Below are 12,288 nucleotides of genomic sequence, written 5' to 3'. Positions count from 1 at the left end.
CTCCTGTTTTAGGCTTGGTCGTCTCTAAGAGAATTTCTTACAAGTCTTGTGCGGGAAGTTTATGCGGCGCGCCGAAGCCGGTGGAAACCGGTCTACCGTCACGCGGATTCGCGCAGCCGGCGCTTGATCCTGGCGAGCATCGCCGACATGCCGCGCAGCCGCAACGGGCTGATCAATTCGCCCAGCCCGAGGTCGGTGTAGAAGTCCTCCGGCACCGCCAGGATGTCGGCGGCGGGCTGTTCGTCGAGTCCGGTCGCCAGGATCGAGGCGAAGCCACGGGTGGTCGGAGCCTCGGCCGGCGCGCTGAAGTGCAATCGCACCCGATCCGGATCGCTGGCGTCGACATGCAGAAACAACGGCGACTGGCACTCGGGCACCGGCTCCATCGCAGACTCGGCCAGGTGCGCCGGAAGCGCCGGGAGTTCATTGGCGAACTCCAACAACAGCTGCAGCTTGTCCTGACCGTGCACGTCGGCGAAGTCGGACACCACCTCCGCCAGGGGCGCAGGCATGCTCATCCGGCGGGCGTCGTTGCCGGAGCCCGCCCAGGCTCGGGACCGCCGACGATCGGCACCCGCACGGTGTTGCCCCACTCGGTCCACGAGCCGTCGTAGTTGCGGACACCCGACTTGCCCAGCAGGTAGGTGAGCACGAACCAGGTGTGGCTGGACCGTTCACCGATGCGGCAATAGACGATGGTCTGGTCGTCCGGGTTCAGGAAACCGTAGAGCTCCTGGAGTTCCTCCGGACTGCGGAAGCGGCCGTTGTCGTCGGCTGCCTTGCCCCACGGAATCGAGCGCGCCGTGGGGATGTGGCCGCCTCGCAACGCCCCCTCCTCCGGGTAGTCGGGCATGTGGGTGCGCTTGCCGGTGTACTCGTCGGGAGAGCGCACGTCAATCAGCGGCTGGCTGCCCAGCGCCGCGAGGACGTCCTCCTTGAAGGCCCGGATGGGTGCGTCGTTGCGTTGCACGACGGGGTAGCCGGTCGAGGTCTTGGTCGGCACGTCCAGGGTGGTGTCGCGGCGTTCGGCGAGCCAGAGGTCGCGGCCGCCGTTGAGCAGGCGGACGTCGGGATGACCGAACAGGGTGAACACCCACAGCGCGTAGGCGGCCCACCAGTTGCTCTTGTCGCCGTAGATCACCACGGTGTCGTCGCGGGCGATGCCTTTGCTGTCCATCAGCGCGGCGAACTGCTCGCCGTCGATGTAGTCCCGGACCCGGGGATCGTTGAGGTCGGTGTGCCAGTCGATCTTGACGGCTCCGGGAATATGCCCGACGTCGTAGAGCAGCACGTCCTCGTCGGATTCGACGATCGCCAGGCCGGGTGCGCCGATGTTGGCCGACAACCAGTCGGCGGTGACAAGCCGTTCGGGATGGGCGTAGCCCGACAGGGTGGGGCTGGGATCTGGGGGAAGTGGCACGTCATCGAGCCTACCCAGTGCCTGGCTACGACGGGTTGGCCGACCACAACGCAGCCACCGACACCCCGCACCGGGTCAGCAGGGTGCGCAGCAGCGGCAGGCTGACCCCGATCACCGTCGACGGGTCGCCGTCGACGCCGTCCACGAACCAGCCGCCGAGTCCGTCCACCGTGAAGGCGCCCGCGACCCGCAGCGGCTCCCCGCTGGCCAGGTACGCCTCCAGATCCGCACTCGTCGGGGTGCCGAAATGCACTGTGGTGACCGATGTTTGGGCCTCGATCTGCATGACGGCATGGTTGCGCAGCCGGACCAGGCAATGCCCGGTGTGCAGGTGCCCGGCACGCCCGGCCATCGACTGCCACTGTCGGCGGGCGTCCTGGACCGACGCGGGCTTGCCACACAGCCGACCGTCGAGGTAGAGCATCGAATCGCAGCCGATCACCACGCAATCCGCGGTCACCTCAGGGTCGGTGAGCCGCGTCGTGACGTGTTCGGCCTTGGCGGTCGCCAAGGCTCGCACCACCTCGTCGGGTGCGGCGGCCGGACCCAGCGCCGCGATCAGCGCGTCCTCGTCGATGCCGGAGACCACCACCAGCGGGTCAACGCCCGCCTGGCGAAGCACCTGCAGCCGGCCGGAGGAGGCCGACCCGAGCACCAGCCGGGTCATCGACGCATGTGCGTCAATTCCTGCAGGGTGATGCGTTGCCAGCTGAAGACGGGGTAGCGCAGCTTGTCCACCGGCAGGCCCCAGCGGGCCGGCTCGGGTTTCGGCGGCGCCGTCTGACCGCCGATGCTGCCCAGCAGGGCGATCAGCGCCGCCAACTCCTGGTCGGTGGGGTGGCCTTTGACGATCCGGATGTGCGGCTCGTGCAGCAGCTGCGGCGCCTCGGGTGCCTCGGTCACGTCGCTCACCTCGCTCACAGGGGGATGTTTCCGTGCTTCTTCGGCGGCAACTGCGCGATCTTGCGCTCCAGCAGCCGCAGCGCCGTGCCGATGTACCCGCGGGTGTACGACGGCGGGATCACCGCGTCGACGTAGCCGCGCTCGGCGGCGATGTACGGGTTCACCAGGGTGTCCTCGTACTCCTGCTGCAACTGCAGCCGCAACGCGTCCACGTCCTCACCGTTCTGGGCCGCTTCCTTCAGCTTCTGCCGGTAGACGAAGCCCACCGCGCCGGAGGCGCCCATCACCGCGATCTGCGCCGTCGGCCACGCCAGGTTGACGTCGCAACCCATGTCCTTGGAGCCCATCACGCAGTACGCGCCGCCGTAGGCCTTCCGGGTGATGACGGTGATCTTGGGTACGGTCGCCTCGCCGTAGGCGTACAGCAGCTTGGCGCCGCGGCGGATGATGCCGTTGTATTCCTGACCGGTGCCGGGCAGGAAGCCGGGAACGTCGACCAGCATCACGATGGGGATGTTGAAGCAATCGCAGGTCCGCACGAAGCGGGCCGCCTTCTCCGAAGCGTTGATGTCCAGGCAGCCGGCGAACTGGGTGGGCTGGTTGGCCACGATCCCGACCGGCCGGCCGTCGATGCGGCCGAACCCGACGATGATGTTCTGCGCGTAACCCGCCTGGACCTCGAGGAACTCGTCGTCGTCGAGGATCCGGACGATCACCTCGTGCATGTCGTAGGGCTGGTTCGGTGAGTCCGGGATCAGGGTGTCCAGCTCGAGGTCCTCGTCGGTGAGGTTGTCCTCGATGGCCCCGACCGGCAGCGGGGCCGGCTCCCGGGGGGCGTCGGTGGCATTGTTGGGCGGCAGGTAGCTCAGCAGGTCGCGGACATAGTCGAAGGCGTCGTGCTCACCGGACGCCACGTAGTGCAGCGTGCCCGATTTCGCCATGTGGGTGTGGGCGCCGCCGAGTTCCTCCATGGTGACGTCCTCGCCGGTGACGGTCTTGATGACGTCGGGCCCGGTGATGAACATCTGGCTGGTCTGGTCGACCATGATCACGAAGTCGGTCAGGGCGGGGGAGTAGACGTGGCCACCGGCCGCGGCGCCCATGATCAGTGAGATCTGCGGGATCACGCCGGACGCCAGGATGTTGTTGCGGAAGATCCGGCTGTACAGACCCAGCGAGACGACGCCTTCCTGGATGCGGGCGCCGGCGCCGTCGTTGATGCCGATCAGCGGCCGGCCCGTTTTGATCGCCAACTCCTGGACCTTGACGATCTTCTCGCCGTAGACCTCGCCGAGGCTGCCGCCGAACACCGTGGCGTCCTGGCTGAAGATGCACACGTCGCGGCCCTCGATGGTGCCGTAGCCGGTGACCACACCGTCGCCGACCGGACGGTTGGCTTCCAGGCCGAAGTTCTTGCTGCGGTGTTTGGCCAGGGCGTCGAGTTCGACGAAGGATTCATCGTCGAGCAGCGCCGTGATGCGTTCGCGCGCAGTGAGTTTGCCCTTGGCGTGCACCTTCTCCACGGCGGTCTCGCCGACCGGGTGCAGCGACTCTTCGCGGCGCTTGTGCAACTCCGCGAGCTTGCCGGCGGTGGTGTGGATGTCGATGACGTGCTCGGCGGCGGGCTCGGCAGTGTGGTCGGCAACGCTTGTCATGGGAGTCGATGCTATCGGCAGACTCAGCCCGCCCGGTGGGAGGCCCTTAATATGCCCTTAAGTAGTCTCCGCTGATGGGCGACCATGCGGCGATCGAGTGGGCAGCCGAGACCGACGTAGTGGTCGCGGGCTCCGGCGGCGGGGGAGTGACCGGCGCGTACACCGCCGCCCGCGAGGGCCTCGACGTGCTGCTGGTCGAGTCCACCGAGCGGTTCGGCGGCACCACCGCCTACTCCGGCGGCGGCGGGGTGTGGTTTCCGTGCAATCCGGTGCTGCAGCGCGCCGGAACGGACGACACCATCGAGGACGCGCTCGCCTACTACCGCGCCGTCGTCGGCGACCGGACCCCGGTCGAGCTGCAGGAGACCTATGTGCGCGGCGGTGCGCCGCTGATCGAGTATCTGGAGCAGGACCCCGCCATCACGTTCGTGCCGCTGCCGTGGCCCGACTACTACGGCAGGGCGCCCAAGGCCCGGTTGGACGGCCAGCGGCACATCGCGGCCAAGCCGCTGAAGGTGGCCGCCGCCCCGGAACTGCGCGACGCCATCCGCGGGCCGCTGGACACCGACCGGCTCGGGGCGGCTACCCCGGCGGACTACTACGTCGGGGGCCGGGCGTTGATCGCGCGGTTCCTGACGGCGATCAAGCAGTACCCGAACGCGTCGCTGCGACGCGACACGGCGCTGGTCGAACTCGTGGTGTCCGACGGTGAGGTGGTGGGGGCCATCGTGGACAGCTGGGGCGAACGCACGGCCATTCGCGCCCGGCGGGGAGTGTTGCTGGCCGCCGGTGGTTTCGAAGGTAACGACGAGCTGCGCCGCCGGTACGGCGTGCCCGGCCACGCCCGGGACACGATGGGCGGGCCCGGCAGCCTCGGGCAGGCGCTGCAGGCCGGCATCGCCGTCGGCGCCGACACCGACCTGCTGGACCAGGCCTGGTGGTCGCCGGGCATGACGCACCCCGACGGCCGTTCGGCGTTCGCGCTGTGGTTCACCGGCGGCATCTTCGTCAACCAGGACGGCAACCGCTTCGTCAACGAGTCCCGGGCCTACGACCGGGCCGGCCGGGAGATCATCGCCCAGTTGCAGGACGGCTCGATGACGCTGCCGTACTGGATGATCTACGACGATCGGGAAGGCGAGGTGCCGCCGGTCAAGGCGGCCAACGTGTCGATCGTCGAGACGCAGAAGTACGTCGCGGCCGGGTTGTGGCACAGCGCCGACACCCTGGCGGAGCTGGCCGCCAAGATCGGGGTGCCACCGGCCGCGCTGGTGGCGACGGTGGCCCGGTTCAACGAATTCGCCGCGGCGGGTGTCGACCAGGACTTCGGACGCGGTGACGAAGCGTTCGACCGCGCCTTCTCCGGCGGGGCCTCGCCCTTGGTGCCGATCGACACGCCGCCGTATCACGCTGCGGCCTTTGGCATCTCGGATCTGGGCACCAAGGGCGGGTTGCGCACCGATGCCGCCGCGCGGGTGCTCGACACGGCGGGCAACCCGATCCCGGGCCTGTACGCCGCCGGCAACACGATGGCCGCGCCGAGCGGCCTGGCCTACCCCGGCGGGGGTAACCCGATCGGGACCAGCATGCTGTTCAGTCACCTCGCGGTGCGGGACATGCTGCAGCGCAGCGGGAGCCTGCGGCGTTGAGCGTGAGCTCTGGGCGGCAATTTCACGTTTTTCCCGCCCAGGCTGCACCCGCGACGCCCACGATTCACACCAGATGGCGCGGTGCGGGACATGCTGCAGCGCGCCCGGAGCGGACCGGCCGCGTCTTAAGCTGAGCCGATGACCGACTCCGATCAGCCGGCCCTCGACGAAGCCGCCTTGCGCGCCGACGTGCTCGGCGACTCCTACTGGCGGCACCTCGACGTCGTCGCCCAGACCGGGTCCACCAACGCCGACCTGCTGGCCCGCGCGTCGTCAGGCACCGACATCGACGGCGCGGTGCTGATCGCCGAGCAGCAGACCTCCGGACGTGGCCGCCACGGCCGGCAATGGTCGGCCGCGCCGCGCGGACAGATCGCGCTGTCGGTGGGAGTGCGGGTGGACGACGTGCCCACCGCCGGGTGGGGTTGGTTGTCGCTGGCCACCGGGCTGGCGGTGGTTGATGCGGTGGCCTCCGTCAGCCCCGTGGAAGCGGGCCTGAAATGGCCGAATGACGTGCTGGCCGGCGGCGGCAAACTGGCCGGCATCCTGGTCGAGGTGACCCAGCCGTTCGCGGTGATCGGCATCGGCGTCAACGTGACCGAGGCGCCCCCGGACGTCGGGGCGACCTCACTGCGGGCTGAGGGCGTCGCGCAGCCCGACCGCGACCTCCTGGTCCGCCGGCTGCTGCGGGACCTCGGGGAGCGCATCGCCGCCTGGCGCGAAGCACGGGGAGCCGACCCCCGGCTGGCCATTGACTACCGGGCCCGCAGTCTCACGCTGGGATCCCGGGTGCGGGCCGAACTCCCCGGTGGCAGCGACGTCGTCGGGATCGCGCGGGATATCGACGACCACGGCCGGTTGATGCTGGAAACCTGGGACAGCAATTCCGGCAAATCGGGTCAGCTGGTCGTGGTGTCGGCCGGCGACGTCATCCATTTGCGCTGACGCAGCGATAGGTTTGTGCCATGGGCTATCCGGACAATGCACTGGCCAAGGGCGAGAAGGTGGTCCTGCACCGCCATCCGCATTGGAAGCGACTGATCCTCCCGGTGCTGGTGCTGATCCTGGTGACCGGCCTGGCCGCGCTGGGGTCCGGCGCCCTGGAGTCGACGCCGTGGCAGCCGCTGACCAAGAAAATCATCTACGGCGTCATCTGGGGCGGCTGGCTGATCATCGTCGGCTGGCTCACGGTGTGGCCGATCCTGACCTGGCTGACCACTCATTTCGTGGTGACCAACCGGCGGGTGATGTACCGGCACGGCGTGCTGACCCGAAGCGGTATCGACATTCCGCTGGCCCGGATCAACAGCGTGGAGTTCCGGGACAGGGTATTCGAGCGGATGTTCCGCACCGGGACGCTGATCATCGAGTCGGCGTCCCAGGACCCGTTGGAGTTCTACAACATTCCGCGGCTACGCGAGGTGCACGCGCTGCTGTATCACGAAGTCTTCGACACCCTGGGGTCCGAGGAATCGCCCAGCTGAGCTGTCCTCGACCGGCGGTTGCGCCACGACTTCAACAACGTGACGTTGCCGTCTTCCAGCTCGTCCTCGAACACTTCGGCGATCCCGCCCGCGGTCAGCGCCGACTCCAGCGCCTTCTCCGGGTCGCGGGCGAACGCGTCCGGGAACACCCAGCGCCGGAAAGCCCAGAACCGGAACGCCATCTGCAGCAGATTGCCGATGATGTACGCCGAGAGAAAGTCGGCGAGGTTCTCCATCGTCAGGGACACGTTCGGCACCCGCAGTTCCAGCACGTAGCTGGAGAACCACAGTGGCGCCATGCTGAGCAACACACCTACGCCGCTGAACGCGAAGAACAGCAGCGCCTCGTGGTGCCGTTCGCGCCCACCGCGGTTACGGAAGCTCCATTCGCGGTTCAAGATGTAGGACGCGATGACCGCTACGATGCCTGCGATCACTTTCGCCGTCACCGGCTTGGACTCGAGGATGGTCAGCTTCAGCGTGTAGAAGATCGCCGAGTCGATGATGAACGTGGTGCCGCCGACAATGGCAAATTTGATCAGCTCATGGTGGCGCATCGCAAAGGGCTGGACCACCCCGGGGAGGCGCGCAATTGTGGCATCGGCGAAGGACACAGCACGCCAGTCTACGGATGATCTCGAAATAGGCGCAAAATGATACATAACAATTTGGCACAACTCCCGGTAAACACGCCGGTCAGGTGCCATGACAACATGATGGCCGTGTCCAGACCCCGCACCCCGCTGGTAGCCATGGTCGGCGGTGGTCAACTTGCCCGGATGACGCACCAGGCCGCCATCGCGCTCGGACAGAGTTTGCGCGTGCTGGCTAATTCGGCGGACGACCCGGCCGCCCAGGTCAGCCCCGACGTGGTGATCGGTTCGCACACCGACCTGGCAGACCTGCGCCGGGTGGCCGCCGGCGCGGCCGCGCTGACGTTCGACCACGAACACGTGCCGAATGAGCTGCTGGAGAAGCTGGTCGCCGAGGGCGTGAACGTGGCGCCACCGCCGCAGGCCCTGATGCACGCCCAGGACAAGCTGGTGATGCGGCGACGGTTGGAGCTGCTGGGCGCGCCGGTGCCGCGGTACATCGGCATCGAGACCGCCGAGGGTCTGGCCGAGCTGGACCGGTTCGCCGCGCGGATCGGAGGTCCGCTGGTGGTGAAGGCGGCCCGCGGCGGTTATGACGGCCGCGGTGTGGCGATGGCGGCTGATCTTGCGCATGCCCGCGAGTTCGCCGCTGAGTACCTGGCCGGCGGGGTGCCGGTGCTGGTCGAGGAGCGGGTGGCGCTGCGCCGGGAACTGTCCGCGCTGGTGGCCCGCTCACCGTTCGGGCAGGGCGCGGCATGGCCGGTGGTGGAGACGGTGCAGCGCGACGGCATCTGCGTCCAGGTGATCGCGCCCGCGCCGGACCTGGCCACCGGCGTGGCGTCCGCCGCCCAGCAGTTGGCGCTGCGGTTGGCCGGGGAACTGGGTGTGGTCGGGGTGCTCGCGGTGGAGCTGTTCGAGACCACCGACGGTTCTCTGGTGGTCAACGAGCTGGCGATGCGGCCGCACAATTCCGGGCACTGGACCATGGACGGCTCCCTGACCAGCCAGTTCGAGCAGCATTTGCGGGCGGTGCTGGACTACCCGCTCGGTGACACCGACGCCGTGGCGCCGGTGACGGTGATGGCCAACGTGCTGGGGGCCGCCCAGACACCGGCCATGTCCATCGATGAGCGTCTGCATCACCTGTTCGCCCGGATGCCGGACGCGCAGGTGCATCTGTACGGCAAGGCCGAGCGCGCCGGCCGCAAGGTCGGGCACATCAACTTCGTCGGCCGGCGCGCGACCGGTCCCGATGGCGTGGCCGGCCTGCGGGAACGCGCCGAGCTGGCAGCACACTGGTTGGCGCACGCGCAGTGGACGGACGGATGGGATGGGCACGCCGATGACTGAGCAACCCCGGGCACCCAGGGTCGGGGTGATCATGGGCAGCGACAGCGACTGGACGGTCATGCAGGAGGCCGCCCAGGCGCTGGCCGAGTTCGACATCCCGCACGAGGTACGGGTGGTCTCGGCGCACCGCACGCCCGCGGTGATGTTCGATTACGCCCGGCAGGCCGCGGACCGCGGCATCGAGGTGATCGTCGCGGGTGCGGGCGGTGCCGCGCATCTGCCGGGCATGGTGGCCGCGGCCACGCCGCTGCCGGTGATCGGCGTCCCGGTGCCGCTGGCTCGGCTGGACGGGCTCGACTCGTTGCTGTCGATCGTGCAGATGCCGGCCGGGGTCCCGGTGGCGACGGTGTCGATCGGCGGCGCGCGTAACGCCGGGTTGTTGGCGGTGCGGATGCTGGGTGCAGCGGACCCGCAGCTGCGGGCGCGGGTGGTGGCGTTTCAGGATCAGCTGGCCGAGACGGTCGCGGCCAAGGATGCGGCGCTGCAGAGTAAAGTTACCGATCAGTAGCAAGAGGTCTTAGGAGGCTGGCGATGGCTGGATGGGCCGGAAATCCGTCGTTCGATCTGTTCCAACTACCCGAGGAGCACCAGGAGCTGCGCGCCGCGATCCGCGCGCTTGCGGAGAAGGAAATCGCTCCGCACGCCGCCGATGTGGACGAGAACTCCCGGTTCCCGCAGGAGGCGCTGGACGCGCTGAACGCCTCGGGCTTCAACGCCGTGCACGTCCCGGAGGAATACGGCGGTCAGGGCGCGGACTCGGTGGCGGCCTGCATCGTCATCGAGGAAGTCGCCCGCGTCGACGCGTCGGCGTCGCTGATCCCGGCGGTCAACAAGCTGGGCACCATGGGCTTGATCCTGCGTGGATCGGACGAGCTGAAGAAGCAGGTCCTGCCGTCCATCGCCGCCGGGGAGGCCATGGCGTCCTACGCGCTGAGCGAACGCGAGGCCGGCTCGGATGCCGCCTCGATGCGGACCCGGGCCAAGGCCGACGGCGACGACTGGATCCTCAACGGCGCCAAAGCGTGGATCACCAACGGCGGCAAGTCATCCTGGTACACCGTGATGGCCGTGACCGACCCGGACAAGGGGGCCAACGGCATCTCGGCGTTCATGGTGCACATCGACGACGAGGGCTTCGTCGTCGGCCCCAAGGAACGCAAGCTGGGCATCAAGGGCTCGCCGACCACCGAGTTGTACTTCGAGAACTGCCGCGTCCCCGGCGACCGGATGATCGGCGACCCGGGTACGGGATTCAAGACCGCGCTGGCCACCTTGGACCACACCCGTCCGACCATCGGCGCCCAGGCCGTGGGCATCGCGCAGGGCGCGCTGGACGCGGCCATCGCCTACACCAAGGACCGCAAGCAGTTCGGTCAGTCGATCAGCAGCTTCCAGGCCGTGCAGTTCATGATCGCCGACATGGCGATGAAGGTGGAGTCCGCGCGGCTGATGGTGTACAGCGCCGCCGCCCGCGCCGAGCGCGGCGAGGGAAATCTGGGTTTCATCTCCGCGGCGTCGAAGTGCCTGGCATCCGACGTGGCGATGGAGGTGACCACCGACGCCGTACAGCTTTTCGGCGGCGCCGGGTACACCGTCGACTTCCCGGTGGAACGGATGATGCGCGACGCCAAAATCACCCAGATCTATGAGGGCACCAACCAGATTCAGCGGGTTGTGATGTCCCGGGCGTTGCTGCGCTGAGCGTTATCCACCGGTGCGCATATAGTTTGTCCGAACTGGGCAGAAAGCCCGTCGCCATTGCATAGGATCCACTGACGATCGAGTCCACGCGATTGAGAAGCCAGTCGTGGTGGACGCGCCAACGTGTAGGCCTGTGTCGGCGCGCCGGCCGGGTGCCGATGCGTCGTACGACGACCACATGACGTGGTGCCACTGTTGCCCTGGGGAGCCGAATTTGGTGAGAAACGTAGGTCCGCGCCCGCCGGGGGCGGGGACTTGACGGTGCCGGGTTCCCTGCCGGGCTCTATGGTGCCGGCGGACAGCTGGCAGGCCCTGTCCCTGCTGCTGGTCGAAGACGACCGGGCCGACGCGGTACTGGTCGAAGAGCTGATCACCGATGCGGTCGCCGACATCGAAGTGGTGTGGGCCCAGTCGATGGCGCACGCCGAACGCGAGTTGGCCGCCGCCCGGCCCGACTGCGTGCTGCTGGATCTGAACCTGCCCGACGCCAACGGGATCGACGCGCTGGACCGCATCCTGCGCAGTGATGCCACCGTCCCGATCGTGGTGCTCACCGGACTGAACGACGAGTACTTCGGCGCCTCCGCGGTCGCCGCCGGCGCCCAGGACTACCTGGTCAAGGGGCGCGTTGAGCCGGAGATGCTGCGACGCGCGCTGCTCTATGCGATCGAGCGCAAACGCGCCGAGCTGATCGCCGCGGACCTGCACGCCAGCGAACTACGGGCGCGGGAGAACGCGCTGCTCGAACGCGGCTTGCTGCCGTCCCCGCTGCTGCTGGAGCGGCCCTGCGTGGAAATCGTGACCCGGTACCGGCCCAGCCGGGAGAACGCGTTGCTCTGCGGCGACTTCTACGACGTGGTCCAGACGCCCGACGGCGTCACCCACGTGCTGATCGGCGACGTCGCCGGGCATGGCCCGGATGAGGCGGCTCTGGGTGCGGCGCTGCGGATCGCTTGGCGCACATTGACTTTCACCGGCATTCACGGTGTGGACCAGATGCGCCAGCTGGAGCGGGTGCTGCACGCCGAGCGCGCCGAGAACGGTGTCTTCGCCACGGTGCTGAGCCTGGCGATACCGCCCGAGCCTGCACCGATCACCGCGGTCCGGGCCGGCCATCCGGGGATGCTGCTGCACGGCCCGGGATCGGTGGAGTGGATCGAGCCGCCCTACGGTCCCGCGCTGGGACTGCACAGCACCGACTGGCCCTTGCACGAATTGACCCTGCCCGCCGGGCACGGCCTGCTGCTGCTGACCGACGGCCTCTTCGAGGGCTATGCGGGGCCGGGCGGGCGGCGACTCGGCGAGGACGGCCTGCTGACGCTGGCGCGAGGACATGCGGGACTGTCGGGCCCGGAGTTCGTCGACGCCCTCATCGACGGTGCGGAAGAACTCGCCCGCAGCATGGGCGGCTTGAGCGACGACATCGCGGTGGTGCGCGTCGAACGGACGACCCGGTGACGGCCTCGTGAGGAACGACGCGCGGGGCACGCTGCCCAAGGCGCAGCTCACCGTCCGGGGCTGGCTGGTGTACGT

Annotated in this window: 12 protein-coding genes and 1 pseudogene; 7 read left to right on the top strand and 6 right to left on the bottom strand. The window is 68.6% G+C overall.

Going from position 1 to position 12,288, the window contains the following annotated elements:
• Window positions 1–98: 98 nt before the first annotated feature.
• From AC5Y3Z_RS03670 to AC5Y3Z_RS03650, 5 genes and pseudogenes are all read right to left on the bottom strand, one after another.
• Entirely contained in the window at window positions 99–518 is a 420-nt protein-coding gene (locus AC5Y3Z_RS03670) for a SufE family protein (protein WP_463828306.1), read from the bottom strand.
• A complete protein-coding gene (locus tag AC5Y3Z_RS03665; protein WP_473139722.1) occupies window positions 515–1,420 on the bottom strand; it encodes a sulfurtransferase in 906 nt (301 codons plus the stop codon). Before AC5Y3Z_RS03665 ends, AC5Y3Z_RS03670 begins: the two co-directional genes overlap by 4 nt.
• Window positions 1,421–1,445: 25 nt before the next feature.
• Window positions 1,446–2,087: a Maf family protein gene (locus AC5Y3Z_RS03660; protein ID WP_473139721.1), complete on the bottom strand. Its 642-nt coding sequence runs from the start codon at window positions 2,085–2,087 to the stop codon at window positions 1,446–1,448.
• Window positions 2,084–2,362, bottom strand: a pseudogene (locus AC5Y3Z_RS03655) (acyl-CoA carboxylase subunit epsilon); the annotation flags it as partial. The gene AC5Y3Z_RS03660 and the pseudogene AC5Y3Z_RS03655, both read right to left, overlap by 4 nt.
• Window positions 2,338–3,978: an acyl-CoA carboxylase subunit beta gene (locus tag AC5Y3Z_RS03650; protein WP_463828303.1), complete on the bottom strand. Its 1,641-nt coding sequence runs from the start codon at window positions 3,976–3,978 to the stop codon at window positions 2,338–2,340. The gene AC5Y3Z_RS03650 and the pseudogene AC5Y3Z_RS03655, both read right to left, overlap by 25 nt.
• Before the next feature lie 74 nt (window positions 3,979–4,052).
• Here AC5Y3Z_RS03650 and AC5Y3Z_RS03645 point away from each other — a divergent pair, with 74 nt between their 5' ends.
• The 3 genes from AC5Y3Z_RS03645 to AC5Y3Z_RS03635 all read left to right on the top strand — a co-directional run bounded on the left by AC5Y3Z_RS03645 (window position 4,053) and on the right by AC5Y3Z_RS03635 (window position 7,111).
• The gene (locus tag AC5Y3Z_RS03645; RefSeq protein ID WP_463828302.1) at window positions 4,053–5,627 is read left to right on the top strand and encodes an FAD-binding protein; all 1,575 of its coding nucleotides are present in this window, start codon (window positions 4,053–4,055) and stop codon (window positions 5,625–5,627) included.
• Between the two features lie 138 nt (window positions 5,628–5,765).
• Window positions 5,766–6,572 carry a biotin--[acetyl-CoA-carboxylase] ligase gene (locus AC5Y3Z_RS03640; RefSeq protein WP_463828301.1) on the top strand — a complete coding sequence of 269 codons (807 nt, stop codon included), beginning with the start codon at window positions 5,766–5,768 and terminating at the stop codon, window positions 6,570–6,572.
• A gap of 20 nt (window positions 6,573–6,592) precedes the next feature.
• On the top strand, window positions 6,593–7,111 hold the full coding sequence (locus tag AC5Y3Z_RS03635) for a PH domain-containing protein (RefSeq protein ID WP_463828300.1): 519 nt from the start codon (window positions 6,593–6,595) through the stop codon (window positions 7,109–7,111).
• Here AC5Y3Z_RS03635 and AC5Y3Z_RS03630 read toward each other — a convergent pair.
• Window positions 7,066–7,725 carry a GtrA family protein gene (locus tag AC5Y3Z_RS03630; RefSeq protein WP_463828299.1) on the bottom strand — a complete coding sequence of 220 codons (660 nt, stop codon included), beginning with the start codon at window positions 7,723–7,725 and terminating at the stop codon, window positions 7,066–7,068. The two genes, AC5Y3Z_RS03635 and AC5Y3Z_RS03630, sit on opposite strands and share 46 nt — an antisense overlap.
• A 99-nt stretch (window positions 7,726–7,824) precedes the next feature.
• On the opposite strand from AC5Y3Z_RS03630, the gene AC5Y3Z_RS03625 reads away from it, so the two are divergent.
• The 4 genes from AC5Y3Z_RS03625 to AC5Y3Z_RS03610 all read left to right on the top strand — a co-directional run bounded on the left by AC5Y3Z_RS03625 (window position 7,825) and on the right by AC5Y3Z_RS03610 (window position 12,213).
• On the top strand, window positions 7,825–9,054 hold the full coding sequence (locus AC5Y3Z_RS03625; RefSeq protein WP_473139720.1) for a 5-(carboxyamino)imidazole ribonucleotide synthase: 1,230 nt from the start codon (window positions 7,825–7,827) through the stop codon (window positions 9,052–9,054).
• Window positions 9,047–9,562, top strand: coding sequence for a 5-(carboxyamino)imidazole ribonucleotide mutase (gene purE, locus AC5Y3Z_RS03620; protein WP_463828297.1), 516 nt, complete (start codon window positions 9,047–9,049; stop codon window positions 9,560–9,562). The genes AC5Y3Z_RS03625 and purE overlap by 8 nt, the downstream gene beginning before the upstream one ends.
• A gap of 23 nt (window positions 9,563–9,585) precedes the next feature.
• Complete coding sequence (locus AC5Y3Z_RS03615) at window positions 9,586–10,755, top strand: acyl-CoA dehydrogenase (protein WP_473139719.1); 1,170 nt, start codon at window positions 9,586–9,588, stop codon at window positions 10,753–10,755.
• A 285-nt stretch (window positions 10,756–11,040) separates the two neighbouring features.
• A complete protein-coding gene (locus AC5Y3Z_RS03610) occupies window positions 11,041–12,213 on the top strand; it encodes a PP2C family protein-serine/threonine phosphatase (protein WP_473139718.1) in 1,173 nt (390 codons plus the stop codon).
• The last annotated feature ends 75 nt before the right edge of the window (window positions 12,214–12,288 follow it).

The sequence above is a fragment of the Mycobacterium sp. NGS61 genome, assembly GCF_059812325.1.
This window is presented reverse-complemented; position numbering and strand designations above follow the sequence as displayed.